The organism is Pseudomonas sp. Con_6, assembly GCF_059379395.1.
Window position 1 is genome coordinate 1,025,775 of the sequence record NZ_CM182011.1, and the last position, 15,464, is coordinate 1,041,238.

Sequence of the window (15,464 nt, forward strand, 5' to 3'; positions counted from 1 at the left end):
TGTCGGGCTTCTTGTTTTTGTTGAGTGCCCTGGCCACCAAATGCCGCGAGGCTGGTGGACTGTCTCCCTAACCGGGAGTACAAGAGCAAACGGATTGCTTTGATCGCCGATGTTGCGATGACCTTTCGATCCAACCAGTTCAGGCTCTGCTTGAGTGCAGTTTTTGTTGTTCTCTGCCTGGTTGTGGGGCAAGCCCCAAACACAACTCCTCTCCAAAAGAATCAGTTAGCTGCGCCTCCGCCGTCTTGTTCTTATTGTGCGTGAGCCGATTCGTCTTATTTTTATTGTGTTTTGCAGTGCTTGTTATTGTTCTTGTACCGAACATATAGCAGGTGCCGTGCCAACTTTTCCAAAGCCCAGTAAAACAAGGGGTTAGGCGGGATTTGGGGTGTTTTGAGGGCGAAAAAAAACCGGGGTTTCGTTACCGTTAACCCCGGTTTCTGTTACGGCCTCGTGCTGAGGTAACAGTTTTTGGCCGAAACACGGTGTTACCCGTTTGAGGGTGACACCGTGTCGCAGCCATTCAATCAGCTCTCGCTGGTTGCCCCGCTCTTGCGGCGTGGGATTCCCAGGCGCTGGCGCCGCTCCCACAGGCACTTGCGGCTGACCCCGAGCTTGCGTGCCAGCTCGGTCTCGGTCATGTGATCCTGGTGTTCGAGGACGAAGTGCTGGAAGTAGTCTTCCAGCGACAGGTCCTCGGTCGGTTCGTGGCTGGCGGCGTTGGCCTGTGCGGCGATGGCTGGCAGGTTGTCGAAGGACTCATCGTCCTCCAGGTCGCCCAGTTCGATATCGATGCCCAGCAGGTCCGCGGAAATTTCCGGGCTCTCGCAGAGAATCACCGCACGCTCCACTGCGTTCTCCAGCTCGCGCACGTTACCCGGCCAGGAGTAATGGCGGATCGCCTGTTCGGCGTCGTGGGCGAATTTCAGGTCATTGCGTCCTATGCGTGCTGCCTGGCGGGCAAGGAACGCGTTGGCAATTTCGTTGACGTCGGCGCCACGCTCGCGCAGAGCCGGGAGCTTGAGGGCGATGACGTGCAGGCGGTAATAAAGGTCTTCACGGAACTGGCCGACCTTGGCCAGGTTCTTCAGGTCGCGGTGGGTTGCTGCGATCAGGCGCACATCGACCTTTTGCGACTGTACCGAGCCGACCCGTCGGATTTCGCCTTCCTGTAGCACGCGCAGCAGCCTGGCCTGGGCCTCCAGCGGCAGTTCGCCGATCTCGTCGAGGAACAGCGTACCACCGTCTGCGGCTTCCACCAGACCGGCGCGGCCAGCGCTGGCACCGGTGAATGCGCCTTTCTCGTGGCCAAACAGCTCGGATTCGATCAGGGTTTCCGGAATCGCCGCGCAGTTCACCGAGATCATCGGTGCCTTGGCCCGACGCGACAGGTTGTGCAGTGCGCGGGCCACCAGTTCCTTGCCGGTCCCGGACTCGCCCTGGATCAGCACGTTGGAGTCGGTGGGCGCGACCTTGCGGATCTTGCTGTAGAGGTCCTGCATGGGCGGGCAGGAACCGATGATGCCGATTTCGCCATTGGCATTGCCGGCGACAGCCTTGTCGGCGACTGGAGCCTTGCCGTTGGCCCGTGGTTCGGCTACGGCTGCCGGGGCGTTCTGCCGGTCACGCAGGATGCGTGCGACGGCCTGGAGCATTTCGTCGTGGTCGAACGGCTTGGCAATGTAATCCACCGCCCCCATCTTCATCGAGTCGACCGCCGAGCGCAGGCTTGCGTAGCTGGTCATGATGAGCACCGGCGTGCCCTGGCCCAGCTTGATCAGCTCGGTGCCGGGTGCGCCGGGCAGGCGCAGGTCGCTGACGATCAGGTCGAAGGTGGCGATGCTGAATCGCTCCTGGGCTTCCTGCACCGAACCGGCCTCGCTGACCTGGTACTGGTTGCGCTCCAGCAGGCGGCGCAGGGCGGAACGGATGATGGTTTCGTCTTCGACGATCAGAATATGAGGCATTGATTCAATTCTCTCGACGGTCTCAGTTCACAGCGGACGTCGCTTCGACATGTCGTGGCAAGGTCACACGGATGCGCGTGCCACGTTGGCTCTTGGTATCGGCCGGGCTGTCGATGGTGATCTGTCCATAATGCTCTTCCACGATGGAATAGACCAGAGCGAGCCCCAGCCCCGTTCCTTCGCCCGGGTCCTTGGTGGTGAAGAAGGGTTCGAACAGGCGGTCCATGATGTTTTTCGGGATACCGCTGCCTTCGTCTTCGACGATCAGGTCAACGGTGTGTTCGCTGGCCTCGCTGCGCACTCGCACGGCGGCACCGGCGGGCGAGGCATCACGGGCGTTGGAAAGCAGGTTGATCAGCACTTGCGCGAGGCGCTGCGGATCGCCTTCGACCCAGTGCTCGGGATCGCACAGGTTGAAGAACTGTACTTCGAAATTGCGCCGGTTCAACGCCAGCAGACCGATGGCGTCCTGCGCCACTTCGGCAAGGCATACCGGCTCGTCGCTGTGTTGATGGCTGCCGGCGTGGGCGAAGCTCATCAACGACTGGACGATTCGAGAGATGCGCTTGGTCTGTTCGAGGATCTGGCTGCTCAGTTCGGTGATCTCGCCGTCTTCCTCGCGTTCCTCACGCAGGTTCTGCGCCAGGCAGGCGATGCCGGTCACCGGGTTGCCGATCTCGTGGGCGACCCCGGCCGCCAGGCGGCCGATGCTGGCCAGGCGCTCGGAGTGCACCAGCTTGTCTTCGAGCATCTGGGTTTCGGTGAGGTCTTCCACCAGCAGCACCAGGCCACTGTTGCCAGGGGCTAGCGGTTCGTCGATGGCCGCCTTGTGCAGGTTCAGCCAGCGGGTCTGGCCGTCCAGGCCCAGGCGCTGCTTGTGCAGGTGTTCGTCGGGGACGTTGATGAAGCCCAGCAGCAGGCCGCGCCAAGGTTCGACGATGGTGGTCAGGCGTGAGCCGACCACGCGCTTGGCGGGAATCCCGGTGAGCTCCTCCATGGCCTTGTTCCACATGAGGATCTCCTGGTCCTTGGCCAGGGAGCAGACGCCCATCGGCAGCTCCTGCAGGGTCTGCCGGTGGTAGCGGCGCAGGGCATCCAGTTCGGCGGCCAGGCCGGTGAGGCGCGAGTGATAATCCTCCAGGCGGCTCTCGATGAAGTGGATGTCCTCGGTGACGTAGTTCTCGCTGCCGGACTTGTAGGGCAGGAAGGTTTCCACCATGTCCTGGGCCACGCTCGGGCCCATCAGGCCGGACAGGTTGGCCTCGATGCGATCGCGCAGGCGGCGCAAGGCATAGGGGCGGCGCTCGTCGAACGGCAGGTAGAGGTCGCGCAGGGCCTGCTCGACTTCCTTCTGCGCGGCCTTGGCGCCCAGCGGCTTGGCCAGTTGGGTGGCGAATTCCTGTGGCGAGGCGGCGTGCAGTTCGCGGCGTTGCGGCCGGCGCACGTTATCCACGGCGCAGGCTTCGGCGGCAGAGACTTCCTCGGTGCTGGCATTGGTGAACAGGGATATCAGGGTGAACAAAAGCACGTTGGCCGCCAGCGAGGCGATTGCCGCCATGTGCCAACTGGTGTCATCAAGCACGTAGATCATGTTCAGCAGCGGGATATAGAAGCCCTGCAGGTTGCCCACCAGGGGCAGCAGCATGGTCACCATCCACACGATGATGCCGGCGAGCAGGCCGGCGATGAAACCGCGTCGGTTGGCGGTCGGCCAGTACAGTACCGACAGTACGCCGGGGAGAAATTGCAGCGTGGCGACGAAGGCGACGATGCCCAGGTTGGCGAGGTCCTGTTGCGCGCCGAGCAGCAGGTAGAAGCCGAAGCCGGCGGCGATGATCGCGACGATCAGCGCCCGGCGGGTCCACTTCAACCAGCGGTAGATATTGCCTTCGGCTGGCGGCTGGTACAGCGGCAGCACCAGGTGATTCAACGCCATGCCGGAGAGTGCCAGGGTGGTGACGATGATCAGCCCGCTGGCGGCGGACAATCCGCCGACATAGGCGAGTAGTGCCAGGGCTTCGTTGTTGGCGGCGATCCCCAGGCCGAGGGTGAAGAATTCCGGGTTGGTACTGGCACCGAGCTTGAGGCCGGCCCAGAGGATCAGCGGCACCGCCAGGCTCATCAGCAACAGGAACAGCGGCAGGCCCCAGCTGGCACTGACCAGCGAGCGCGGATTGAGGTTTTCGGTAAAGGCCATGTGGTACATGTGCGGCATGACGATGGCCGAGGCGAAGAACACCAGCAGCAGCGTGCGCCATGGGCCTTCCTGCAAAGGCGTGTGCAGGGCGGCGAGGGCGGTCTGGTTCTGCAGCAGCCAGACTTCCAGTTGGTGCGGCCCGCCGAACACGCCGTACAGCGCATACAGGCCGATCCCCCCCAGGGCCAGCAACTTGACCACCGACTCGAAGGCGATGGCGAAGACCAGGCCTTCATGCTTCTCGCGGGTAGCGATATGCCGCGAGCCGAAGAAAATGGTGAACAGCGTGATCATGGCGCAGAAGGCCAGGGCCACGCGGCTTTTCACCGGTTCGCCGGTGAGGATGCTGATGGAGTCGGCTACCGCCTGGATCTGCAAGGCCAGCAGCGGCAGCACGCCGATCAGCATGAACACCGTGGTCAGGGCACCGGCCCAAGTGCTGCGGAAGCGGAAGGCGATCAGGTCGGCGAGGGACGAGAGCTGGTAGGTACGCGTGATCTTGAGGATCGGGTAGAGCAGCACCGGCGCCAGCAGAAAGGCCCCCGATACCCCGAGGTAACAGGCGAGGAAACCGTAGCCGTACTGGTAGGCCAGTCCCACCGTGCCATAGAAGGCCCAGGCGCTGGCATAGACGCCCAGGGACAGGGTGTAGGTCAGCGGGTGGCGGATGATCGCCCGCGGGATCATGCCGCGTTCACTGATCCAGGCCACGCCGAACAGCACCAGCAGGTAGGCGGCGCTGATCAGGATCATCTGGGTCAGGCTAAAGCTCATCGGCATCACGTTGGCTCTGCAGGATAAAGGTCACGACGATCAGGATCAGCCAGAGCAGGTAGGGGCGATACCAGGCACCGGTCGGCTCGATCCACCAGTCCATGATGGCCGGGGAGAACAGGTAGATCCCCACGACCAGAAGCAGGACCAAACGATAGATGTACATGCTGGCCTCACTGGAATTGCGCGCTGCGAACTGGATTTATTATTGGCGCAAAACGCGGCTGATGGTAACGGAAGGGCCGACGCCTGCAAACGGGCGCATGGCGCGGGCCCAAGGGATTGAATCTATTGGCCTTTCCGTGGTTCGGCAAGCACTCAGTGCAGATCGGCCTCGGGCACTGTCAGGCGCCGCGGAATCGCTTGCGCATCCCAGTGCCGGGCGGCATGGGCCAGGACTTCGCCGGGCCGGGCTTCGAGCATGCTGGCGTCGGTGGCCTGGCCCAGTGCACGCAGGGCCCGCAGGATCAGCGGAGTGGCTTGTTCCGCCGGCAGCGGCGCGGAGCGGTAGGTCTTGCCCAGCTTGTGGCCATCGGGCTGGGTAATCAGCGGGACGTGCAGGTAGCGCGGTTGCGACAGGCCCAGCAGCTCCTGCAGGTACAGCTGGCGTGGGGTGTTATCCAGAAGGTCGGCGCCGCGGACGATATCGGTCACGCCCTGCCAGGCATCGTCGAGCACCACTGCCAGTTGATAGGCGTACAGGCCGTCGCGGCGGCGGACGATGAAATCGCCGACCTCGCGACCCAGATGCTGCTGGAAATGGCCCTGGACGCGGTCGTCGAAGGTGTAGGTCAGTTCCGGTACGCGGATGCGGATCGCCGCGTCTTCCTGGCTATGTCCAAGGTTGCGGCACAGTCCGGGATAGATGCCATTGCAGCCTTCCAGTTGCTTGCGCGAGCAGGTACAAGCGTACGCCAGGCCCTGGCGGAACAGGCGTTCGACCACTTCGGTGTAGGCGTCATGGCGGTCACGTTGGTAGACCACTTCGCCGTCCCATTCGAGGCCGTAGCTTTCCAGGGTCTTGAGGATCGCCGCCTGGGCGCCAGGGGCCTCCCGCGGCGGATCGATGTCTTCCATGCGCAGCAGCCAGCGACCGCCGACGGCGCGGGCGTCGAGCCAAGAGGCGAGGGCGGCGACCAGCGAGCCGAAGTGCAGGAAACCACTGGGAGTTGGGGCGAAGCGCCCGATGTAGCGGGAGTCGGTCATGATCTGTGCAGGCTATATAAATGAAACGGGGCGCTCGAGGCGCCCCGTTCTGCTGGAGTAAGGATCAGGCCTTGCCGACCTGTTTTTCCTTCTTCTCCGCAAGTTCCTTGCAGTCGAAGCACAGGTCCGCGGTGGGACGGGCTTCCAGGCGGCGCAGGCCGATCTCGATGCCGCAGGCCTCGCACCAGCCATATGCGTCGTCGACGATATGCTGCAGGGTCTTGTCGATCTTCTTGATCAGCTTGCGCTCGCGGTCGCGGTTGCGCAGTTCCAGGGCGAACTCTTCTTCCTGGCTGGCACGGTCGGCCGGGTCGGGGAAGTTGGCGGCTTCGTCCTTCATGTGGTCCACGGTACGGTCCACACTGCTCATCAGTTCCCTTTTCCAAGCGTTGAGCAGTTTGGTGAAGTGGGCCTTCATGGGCGGACCCATGTACTCCTCACCCTTGGTCTCCACATAAGGATCGACACCGTACATGGACTGACCGGCTTTTTGCTTTTCTACGGTGGACATGAATAGACCGCCTCTCACTCATCTGATCCAATGCGCAGGCTTGATTCCATCATCCGGCGACCGCCGGCCCTGCGACTGCGAGCCGCCGAACTTACCAGATAGGATCGGGGTGCGCTACTCCCGGTTATCTCCGCTAGGACAGCGAGGTTTACCCATACGTTCACGGCGGCGCAGGGGTAGAATCCCCTCAGTCTAGTCCCAATTGAGAGAAGGCCAATGGCTCAGCCCTACAGTGCGCGCAGTCGCGCCATCGAACCCTTTCACGTGATGGCACTGTTGGCGCGGGCCAACGAATTGCAGGCAGCCGGTCACGATGTGATCCACCTGGAAATCGGCGAGCCGGACTTCACCACCGCCGCCCCCATCGTCGAGGCCGGCCAGGCTGCGCTGGCTGCCGGGCACACCCGCTACACCGCCGCCCGTGGCCTGCCGGTGCTGCGCGAGGCGATCGCCGGTTTCTATGCCACGCGCTATGGCCTGAACATCGATCCGCAGCGCATCCTCATTACCCCTGGTGGTTCCGGTGCCTTGCTGCTGACCAGCAGCCTGCTGGTGGATCCGGGCAAGCACTGGTTGCTGGCTGACCCGGGCTATCCGTGCAACCGCCATTTCCTGCGTCTGGTGGAAGGCGGCGCGCAATTGGTGCCGGTGGGGCCGGACGTCAACTATCAACTCAATGCCGACCTGGTCGAGCGCTACTGGGACCACGATACCGTCGGTGCCCTGGTGGCCTCGCCGGCCAACCCGACCGGCACCGTGCTTGATCGCGAGGCGCTGGCCGGCCTGTCCCGGGCGACCCGCGCGCACAACGGCCATCTGGTAGTGGACGAGATCTACCACGGGCTGACCTACGGCATGGATGCGCCGAGCGCCCTGGAAGTCGACGACCAGGCCTTCATCCTGAATAGTTTCTCAAAATATTTCGGCATGACCGGCTGGCGGCTCGGCTGGATGGTAGCGCCGCAGGCGGCGATCCCGGAACTGGAGAAGCTGGCGCAGAACCTCTATATCAGTGCCCCGAGCATGGCCCAGTACGCCGCGCTGGCCTGTTTCGAGCCGCGCACCCTGGAAATCCTTGAGGAGCGCCGTGCCGAGTTCGCCCGCCGTCGCGATTTCCTGCTGCCAGCGCTGCGGGAGCTGGGCTTCGGCATCAGCGTGGAACCGCAGGGTGCCTTCTACCTGTATGCCGATATCAGCCAGTTCGGTGGTGACGCCTTCGCTTTCTGTCGGCATTTCCTTGAAACCGAACACCTGGCGTTCACCCCGGGTATCGATTTCGGTCGCCACCAGGCCAATCACCACGTGCGTTTCGCCTATACCCAGAGCCTGCCGCGGCTGCAGGAAGCGGTGGAGCGGATTGCCCGCGGCCTGCGGAGTTGGCAAGGCTGATGCAGTTTTCTCCGTTGCTCGAAGAAGCGCGCCTGCTGCGCCGCTACAAACGCTTTCTCGCCGATATCGAAACCCTCGACGGCGAGCAACTGACCATCCACTGCCCAAACACCGGGTCAATGCTCAACTGCATGAAGGAGGGTGGTCAGGTCTGGTTCAGCCGCTCCAACGACCCCAAGCGCAAGCTGCCGGGGACCTGGGAAATCGCCGAGACCCCGCAGGGCCGCCTGGCCTGCGTGAACACCGGACGGGCCAACGCCATCGTCGAGGAAGCGCTGCGTGCCGGGGTGATCAGCGAACTGGCCGGGTTTACCGCACTGCGCCGCGAAGTGCCTTATGGCGAGGAAAAAAGTCGCATCGACTTCCAGCTGACCTTCGACACCAGCCTGGCCTATGTCGAGGTAAAAAGCGTGACCCTGGGTTTTGACGGCACTACAACTGCGGCCTTTCCCGACGCGGTCACCCAGCGTGGCGCCAAGCACCTGCGCGAATTGGCCGCGCTGGCTCGCCAGGGCGTTCGCGCCGTGCAGCTGTATTGCGTGAACCTGAGTGGCATCGAGGCGGTGCGCCCCGCCGAGGAGATTGACCCGGGCTATGCCATCGCCCTGCGCGCGGCGGTACTCGATGGCGTCGAGGTGCTGGCCTACGGTGTAACGCTGGACAACCAGCAGGTGCGGATCGACAGGGCCTTGCCGGTGCTGCTCAATCCATGAGCCAGACGCCCTGGCTGTCCTCGTGGCAGCCCAGGGCCTGCAAGGCATCGCCCTCGCAGGGGCCAGCGACGCATTCGCCGCTTTCGATCAGAAACAGCGCACCATGATGGGCACAGGTGATCAGGCTGGCGCTGCTGTCGAGAAACTGGTCCGGTTGCCAGTTCAACGGAATGCCGCGGTGCGGGCAGCGATTGCGGAACAGGTAGACCTGGCCCTGGCGGCGGACACCGAGCAACTCCATTCCCCGGCTATTGAAACCACGGCTCTGGCCTTCGCCCAGGTCGGCGGAGTGACAAAGAAAGTGCATGGAGGGATTCCGTGGCGGGGTGCAGATGGCTTGACGCTCAAATGCAAATAATTATCAAATGACGGGCTCGAAAGGCGCCGGGCGTCTTTATACCCTGTCCGTTGCCTCCCTCATACCGTCATGAACAGGAAGCTTCGTTATGCGCCGATGTGCCAGCCTGATCGCCCTCTGTATCGGGCTTGTCTTCAATCCGGTGCAGGCGGAGCAACTGCCGCAACGCTGGGTCAGCGCCGGTGGCGCGCTGAGCGAATGGATCGCCGAGCTAGGCGCCGAGTCCCGTCTGGTCGGGGTCGACACTACCAGCCAGCATCCCCAATCCCTGAAAGCCCTGCCGAGTATTGGCTACCAGCGCCAGCTATCCGCCGAGGGCGTGCTCAGCCTGCGTCCGGATGTGCTGGTGGGGACCGAGGAAATGGGGCCTCCACCGGTTCTGGCGCAGATCCGTGGCGCGGGGGTGCGTGTCGAGCTGTTTTCCAGTCAGGCCAGCCTCGATGCCGTGCAGGGTAACCTGAAGCATCTGGGCGAACTGCTCGGCAAACCCGAGCAAGCCGAACAGTACTTCGCCGACTACCGCCAGCAACTCGATACCCTGCGCGAGCGAATCAAGGCTGCCCAAGGCTCGGAGACCGCCCCCGGGGTGATCCTGTTGGTCGGCCATGCCGGTGCCAAGCCGATGATCGCCGGCAAGGGCACCTCCGGCGACTGGCTGATCGAGCAGGCCGGTGGACGCAACCTCGCCACGAACGAAGGCTACAAGAACTTTTCCACGGAAACCCTGGCGGCGCTGAATCCGCAGGTGGTGGTGTTCTCCGACCGCGCCCTGACCGGCGATGCCGCGTTGCAGGCCCTGCTCAAGGAGAACCCGGCGCTTGCCGCGTCCCGCGCGGTCAAGGAAAAGCGTCTGGTCGACCTCGATCCGACCTTGCTGGTCGGCGGTCTCGGCCCGCGCCTGCCCGCCAGCCTGCAAGCGCTGGCCACGGCCTTCTACCCGACAGCGAAGGCTAAACTGGCTCCATGATCCGACTGGTAAAACCACGCACGCTGTTCATTGCCCTCGGGCTTTTGTGTCTCTTGGCGATCTGGCTCTCGCTGGCGCTCGGGCCGGTCAGTCTCCCATTGCTGGATACCCTGCGCGTCGGCGGGCGCTTGCTTGGCCTGCCGATTGCCGGCGACGGACTGGAGCAGGCTGAGCTGATCCTCGGCCAGATCCGATTGCCGCGGACCTTGCTCGGTCTGGCCGTGGGCGCGGTGCTGGCGCTGGCCGGTGTGGCCATGCAGGGGCTGTTTCGCAATCCGTTGGCCGATCCTGGCCTGGTCGGCGTCTCCAGCGGTGCGGCCCTTGGTGCGGCGATCGCCATCGTCGGTAGTACCTGGGTTGGTGGTGTGCCAGAGGCCTTCTCGCCGTACCTGTTGTCGCTGTGTGCCTTTCTGGGCGGCCTGGGGGTTACCGCGCTGGTCTATCGGTTAGGGCGGCGTGACGGGCAGACCAGCGTTGCCACCATGCTCCTTGCTGGCATCGCCCTGACCGCGCTGGCCAGCTCCGCAGTCGGCTTGTTCACCTATCTGGCGGACGACGCCACGCTGCGAACACTGACCTTCTGGAACCTCGGTAGCCTCAACGGTGCCAGCTACCAGCGCCTATGGCCGCTGGTGCTGGTGGCCACCGCGGTGGCGCTGTGGCTGCCGCGGCGTGCCGAAGCGCTGAATGCCTTGCTATTGGGTGAGTCGGAAGCACGGCACCTGGGCTTCGAGGTCGAAAAGCTGAAGCGCGAACTGGTGTTCTGCACCGCCCTCGGGGTGGGTGCAGCGGTGGCGGCGGCGGGGCTGATCGGCTTTATCGGCCTGGTGGTGCCGCACCTGGTGCGCCTGCTGGCGGGACCGGATCATCGTGTATTGCTGCCGGCCTCGTTGCTCGCTGGCGCCTCGCTGCTGCTGTTCGCCGACCTCATCGCGCGTTTGGCGCTGGCGCCGGCAGAGCTGCCGATCGGCATCGTCACCGCCTTCATCGGCGCGCCTTTCTTTCTGTATCTGTTATTGCGGGGGCGTGCCTGATGCTGCAGGTCGAGAATCTTCAGGTGATCCGCGGGCGCAAGACCGTGCTCGACGGTATCGACCTCAGCGTGCGATCGGGCCAGGTGCTGGGTGTGCTTGGTCCCAACGGCGCAGGCAAGAGCACCTTGCTCGGCGCGCTCTGTGGCGAACTGACGCCCACGCGGGGGCGGGTCTTGCTGCATGATCGGGCGCTGTCCGACTGGCCCGGGCATGAGCGCGCCCAGCGCCTGGCGGTGCTGCCGCAGGCATCTAGCCTCGGATTCGCGTTCCAGGTCGAGGAAGTGGTGGGCATGGGCCGCTTGCCCCATCGCACCGGACGCGAGCGCGACCGGGAAATCGTCAGCGCTGCCTTGCAGGCGGCGGATGCCTTGCACCTGGCTGATCGCAGCTATCTGGCGCTGTCCGGTGGCGAGCGCCAGCGCGTGCACCTGGCGCGGGTGCTGGCGCAGCTGTGGCCGGGCGAGGAGGGCAGGACGCTGCTGCTCGACGAGCCGACCTCGGCCCTTGACCCCCTGCACCAGCACACCACCTTGCAGGCGGTGCGCGGTTTTGCCGACCGTGGCGCCGCGGTCCTGGTGATTCTCCACGACCTTAATCTGGCCGCACGCTATTGTGACCATATCCTGCTGCTGGAAAACGGCCAGCCTCACGCCCTCGATACGCCCGAGCGGGTGCTGCAGCCTGCGGCGCTGAAAGCCGTGTTCGGTCTCGACGTACTGGTCCAGACCCATCCCGAGCGGGGGCATCCACTCATCATTGCCCGATAGGAGTTGCACATGTCCCGATCCCGGTCCTTCGGCCTTGTTTTCCTGTTGGCCTGGGGCCTGGCGGGTTGTCAGGCCACCGCCACGACGCCGCCATTGCCACCCTTGCCGGAATGGCAGAGCCCGGAAGGACGCGAGCATGCCGAGCTGGGGCAGATCCGCGAAACCGCCAGCGGCAAGTTGCTGACTCCGGAACAGCTGGTGGAGCGTCTGGCGCAGGCACCGCGGGTACTGGTGGGCGAACAGCACGACAACCCAGACCACCATGCCCTGCAACTGTGGCTGCTGAAGGCGCTGGCCCAGCAGCGGGCGCAGGGCAGCCTGTTGCTGGAAATGCTCGAACCGGTGCAGCAGGTCAAGGTCGATGCGGCACGCCAGCAACAGCCGCTACCGGATGACCTGGCCGCGGCCATCGACTGGCGCCAGGGGTGGGACTGGAGGTTCTATGCGCCACTGCTGCGCGAAGCCTTTGCCAGCGGCTATCCGGTGCTGGCCGCCAACCTCGATCGCGACGAGATGAAGACGATCTACCGCACCCGTCCTGAGCTGACGGGCCCGCGTTCTACGGCGCCCGCCGTGCGCGATGCGTTGCTCGAAGAGGTGCGCGCAGGGCATTGCGGCATGCTTCCGGAAGCCCAGTTGCCCGCCATGCTCGCCGTGCAGCAGCAACGTGACCGGCGCATGGCCCAGCGCCTATTGCAGGCACCCGCACCGGTAATGCTGCTGGCTGGAGGGCAGCATGTACGCAAGGACGTCGGGGTGCCGCTGCACCTGGCGGACCTCGGTGCGGGGGCGGGCAGTCCGGTGCTGATGCTGGCGCAGGTGGGCGAAGAGGTCGGGGCAAAGGAGGCGGATTACGTCTGGTTCACTTCGGCATTGCCGAAGCGGGATTACTGCGCCGACCTGAAATGACGAATCGCAGGCAAAAAAAGACCCGGCAAAACTGCCGGGTCAATAACCGTGATTAGCCTGATGAGGAGATAATCTGAGAGTCCGAACCAAGGTCTTTCAGTTTATCCAACCAGTCTCGCGACCAGTTGTGATAATCATAACGATTCTCATTTCTAAGTCAACGACTCATTCTATAAATCTTCAATTATTTTTCCGCTGGGTCGTCGCATCGAGTTGCTGCTTCAGGGCTTCCTTGCGTTCGGCGGGAATATCGTTCCAGTGCATGTCCAGCAAAGCACCTTCAATCGCGTACAGCAGCACCTTCGATGCCCTGAATCCCCGCGTGCGTACCGCCCGATAGGCATCCACCGCGCCCAGGCGGCGGAGGTCCGATGCACTGTGGATGCCTACCGCGTGCAGCCACTGTGCCGAGGTCTTGCCAAGATTCTTCAGGTGCTGGAGTTCGTCGTTCATCAAGCCTCCTTGCGCCGGCTGAACGGGTCTTGTGGAGGAATTCGCGGCGTATCAATCAGGAGTGTAGCGGCACTTGGCGATAACGCGGCTATTTGCCAGTGCCGCTGGGAAGAAGGCGCCCGACGCGGTTCGCCGGGCGTTTTTCAGCGGGTGCGGTAGCGCAGGCGAGTGCCGAAATTCACCGACATGAGGATTTCGTCAGCGCTGAGCTCGGGGGGGAACCAGGTCCCGGAGATCTGTGCGTGGGCCAGGCTGGCGCCTTCCAGAGGTACGTCGCGAAGGTCCAGGCCGCGCAGGTCGGCGGCACGGAAATAGGCACCGCTGAAGTCGATGCCCGAGGCGTCGAGGTTGCGCAGGTCGAGGCCACGGAAGTCGCCATCACGGAAATCGATGCTGGCGCCTTGTGGTTTCTCGCGGTTGAAGCCCGCGATGTCCTCGTTGTGAATCAATGCGTACAGCGAGCTGTCGAGTTGCCGTGGCTGATTCATGGTGCGCGCCTCCTGGGTGGCCAGATAATGGCATTATAGTGTCACCCATTGCGGAGGCTACGAAATAGAGGCGTGAAGTGTGGACTGCTTCACGCCTCCTGCGCCTTTTACAGGCCTGGCAGGCGTTGGCGGATCTGCTTGACCAGATCGTCCAGGCTGGCACTCTCGTTGGTTTCCACGCGCTTGCTCTGCAGAAGTTCCTCGGCGCTCAGGGCGTCGCGGCTGGCCTGTTGCGCGGCGACCACGTCCAGAGTCGCGTCGGATGGATCGTTCTGGTCCGCCTGGCGTTGCGCCAGCCAGCTGGCGATCACCGCTTCCGGTGCATTGCAGTCGAGGATCAGGAACGGTACGCCGGTCTCGCTGGCAACCTCGGCGGCGTTCTGGCGCTGTGGCTGCTTGAGGTAAGTAGCGTCGATTACTACCGGGAAGCCGGCACGCAGGACCACTTCGGCCAGATGGTGCAGGCGCGCATAGGTGGCCTGGCTGGCGTCGGCGGTGTAGATGCCGGCTTGCAACTGACCTGCCGCTGCGGCGTTCTGCTCGCCGAACAGGCGCTTGCGCTCCACGTCCGAACGCAGGCGGATGGCGCCGAGGGCTTCGACCAGGCGCATGGCCACGTGGCTCTTGCCTACGGCGGACACGCCATGGGTGATCGCCAGCAGGCGCGACGGAATGGCACTGTAGCTTTCCGCCAGGTTGGCGTAGTTGCGGTATTGGCGCAGGGTGGTGGCGCGCTGCACGCCATCGGCGTTGGCAGGCATGCTGAACAGGGCGACCTTGGCCCGCACGAGCGCGCGGTAGGCCTTGTAGAAGTTCAGTAGCTCCAGGCCTTCGTAGTCGCCGGTCAGTTCCAGGTACTGGCTGACGAAGCGCCGCGACAGCGATTTCAGGCCGCGGTCTTCCAGGTCCATGGCGAGGAAAGCGGTGTCGGCGTAGACGTCGGTCAGGCGGAACGGTTCGTTGAACTCGATGCAGTCGAAGATCACCACCTTGCCGTCGATAAGGGTGGCGTTGCCCAGATGGATGTCACCGTGGCATTCGCGGATGAAGCCCTGCGCCTTGCGTGCCGCGAGCAGCTTGTGCAGGCGGTCGAAGCTGCTGCGGGCCCAGGCCTGCAGGGCGTCGAGTTGTTGCAGGTCGGCCTTGTCGCTGAGGAACGGACGGATCTGCTCGAAATTCTGCTCCACCGGTGCCATCACCGTTTCCGGGGTGCCCAGCGGGTGTTCGACGGCAACCCGGGGGGCTTGCAGGTGGAACTCGGCGATCTGTTGCGCCATCTGGTCGATATGCGCGGTGGTCAGTTCGCCATTGGCTTGCAAGGTACTGAGCATCTGTTCCTGGGGGAACTGGCGCATTTTCAGGGCAAACTCGATCGGTGTGCCTTCACCGCCCAACTGTGGTGCTTCGGCGCTGCCGGTGATCGGCAGCACGTCGAGGTACAGTCCTTCGGTCAGACGTTTGTTCAGGCGCAATTCTTCTTTGCAAAAGTGTTCACGGCTGGACAGTTCGGTGAAGTCGAGGAAGCCGAAATTCATCGGCTTCTTGACCTTGTAGGCGTAGTCGCCAGTGAGCACGACCCAGGAAATGTGCGTCTCGATAACCCGGAAATCCTTCACGGGATGCGGGTACAGGGCGGGGTTCTGCAGGGCTGCGATCAAGGCTTGGCTCACGGGCGATCCTTCCGGGGCAAATGGGATTCTAATCGGCCATTATGGCGGCAAGCATGCCGTC

The 15,464-nt window shown here is 63.6% G+C and carries 15 protein-coding genes; 6 read left to right on the plus strand and 9 right to left on the minus strand.

The genetic code is table 11. The features are described from left to right. Positions 1-527: 527 nt before the first annotated feature. From AC5QPF_RS04745 to dksA, 5 genes are all read right to left on the minus strand, one after another. Positions 528-1,967 carry a sigma 54-interacting transcriptional regulator gene (locus tag AC5QPF_RS04745; protein WP_494962229.1) on the minus strand — a complete coding sequence of 480 codons (1,440 nt, stop codon included), beginning with the start codon at positions 1,965-1,967 and terminating at the stop codon, positions 528-530. Positions 1,968-1,989: 22 nt separating this feature from the next. Next, positions 1,990-4,944 carry an ATP-binding protein gene (locus tag AC5QPF_RS04750; protein ID WP_494962230.1) on the minus strand — a complete coding sequence of 985 codons (2,955 nt, stop codon included), beginning with the start codon at positions 4,942-4,944 and terminating at the stop codon, positions 1,990-1,992. After that, positions 4,928-5,104, minus strand: a complete 177-nt coding sequence (locus AC5QPF_RS04755) for a hypothetical protein (RefSeq protein ID WP_003250005.1) — start codon at positions 5,102-5,104, stop codon at positions 4,928-4,930. The genes AC5QPF_RS04750 and AC5QPF_RS04755 overlap by 17 nt, the downstream gene beginning before the upstream one ends. Before the next feature lie 152 nt (positions 5,105-5,256). Continuing rightward, positions 5,257-6,144 carry a tRNA glutamyl-Q(34) synthetase GluQRS gene (gluQRS, locus tag AC5QPF_RS04760; RefSeq protein ID WP_494962231.1) on the minus strand — a complete coding sequence of 296 codons (888 nt, stop codon included), beginning with the start codon at positions 6,142-6,144 and terminating at the stop codon, positions 5,257-5,259. A gap of 64 nt (positions 6,145-6,208) precedes the next feature. Beyond that, the gene (gene dksA / locus AC5QPF_RS04765; RefSeq protein WP_494962232.1) at positions 6,209-6,655 is read right to left on the minus strand and encodes an RNA polymerase-binding protein DksA; all 447 of its coding nucleotides are present in this window, start codon (positions 6,653-6,655) and stop codon (positions 6,209-6,211) included. 216 nt (positions 6,656-6,871) lie between these two features. On the opposite strand from dksA, the gene AC5QPF_RS04770 reads away from it, so the two are divergent. Together AC5QPF_RS04770 and sfsA are read left to right on the plus strand one after the other, a co-directional pair. Next, positions 6,872-8,044, plus strand: a complete 1,173-nt coding sequence (locus tag AC5QPF_RS04770; protein ID WP_494962233.1) for a pyridoxal phosphate-dependent aminotransferase — start codon at positions 6,872-6,874, stop codon at positions 8,042-8,044. Next, positions 8,044-8,757, plus strand: coding sequence for a DNA/RNA nuclease SfsA (gene sfsA, locus AC5QPF_RS04775; protein WP_494962234.1), 714 nt, complete (start codon positions 8,044-8,046; stop codon positions 8,755-8,757). The genes AC5QPF_RS04770 and sfsA overlap by 1 nt, the downstream gene beginning before the upstream one ends. Here sfsA and AC5QPF_RS04780 read toward each other — a convergent pair. Continuing rightward, complete coding sequence (locus tag AC5QPF_RS04780) at positions 8,747-9,064, minus strand: Rieske 2Fe-2S domain-containing protein (protein WP_494962235.1); 318 nt, start codon at positions 9,062-9,064, stop codon at positions 8,747-8,749. The two genes, sfsA and AC5QPF_RS04780, sit on opposite strands and share 11 nt — an antisense overlap. Before the next feature lie 139 nt (positions 9,065-9,203). Here AC5QPF_RS04780 and AC5QPF_RS04785 point away from each other — a divergent pair, with 139 nt between their 5' ends. From AC5QPF_RS04785 to AC5QPF_RS04800, 4 genes are read left to right on the plus strand one after another with little or no spacing between them, the layout of a single operon-like run. Then, positions 9,204-10,082, plus strand: a complete 879-nt coding sequence (locus AC5QPF_RS04785; protein ID WP_494962236.1) for an ABC transporter substrate-binding protein — start codon at positions 9,204-9,206, stop codon at positions 10,080-10,082. After that, positions 10,079-11,116, plus strand: a complete 1,038-nt coding sequence (locus AC5QPF_RS04790; RefSeq protein ID WP_494962237.1) for an iron chelate uptake ABC transporter family permease subunit — start codon at positions 10,079-10,081, stop codon at positions 11,114-11,116. Before AC5QPF_RS04785 ends, AC5QPF_RS04790 begins: the two co-directional genes overlap by 4 nt. Further along, positions 11,116-11,883 carry a heme ABC transporter ATP-binding protein gene (locus tag AC5QPF_RS04795; RefSeq protein WP_494962238.1) on the plus strand — a complete coding sequence of 256 codons (768 nt, stop codon included), beginning with the start codon at positions 11,116-11,118 and terminating at the stop codon, positions 11,881-11,883. Before AC5QPF_RS04790 ends, AC5QPF_RS04795 begins: the two co-directional genes overlap by 1 nt. Positions 11,884-11,892: 9 nt before the next feature. After that, on the plus strand, positions 11,893-12,792 hold the full coding sequence (locus AC5QPF_RS04800) for a ChaN family lipoprotein (protein ID WP_494962239.1): 900 nt from the start codon (positions 11,893-11,895) through the stop codon (positions 12,790-12,792). 180 nt (positions 12,793-12,972) lie between these two features. Here the strand turns inward: AC5QPF_RS04800 and AC5QPF_RS04805 are convergent, their stop codons facing one another. The 3 genes from AC5QPF_RS04805 to AC5QPF_RS04815 all read right to left on the minus strand — a co-directional run bounded on the left by AC5QPF_RS04805 (position 12,973) and on the right by AC5QPF_RS04815 (position 15,403). Then, a complete protein-coding gene (locus tag AC5QPF_RS04805; protein WP_494962240.1) occupies positions 12,973-13,245 on the minus strand; it encodes a TfoX/Sxy family DNA transformation protein in 273 nt (90 codons plus the stop codon). Between the two features lie 143 nt (positions 13,246-13,388). Then, positions 13,389-13,733, minus strand: a complete 345-nt coding sequence (locus tag AC5QPF_RS04810; RefSeq protein WP_330073028.1) for a pentapeptide repeat-containing protein — start codon at positions 13,731-13,733, stop codon at positions 13,389-13,391. A gap of 107 nt (positions 13,734-13,840) precedes the next feature. Next, the gene (locus AC5QPF_RS04815; protein ID WP_494962241.1) at positions 13,841-15,403 is read right to left on the minus strand and encodes an AAA family ATPase; all 1,563 of its coding nucleotides are present in this window, start codon (positions 15,401-15,403) and stop codon (positions 13,841-13,843) included. Between the last annotated feature and the right edge of the window lie 61 nt (positions 15,404-15,464).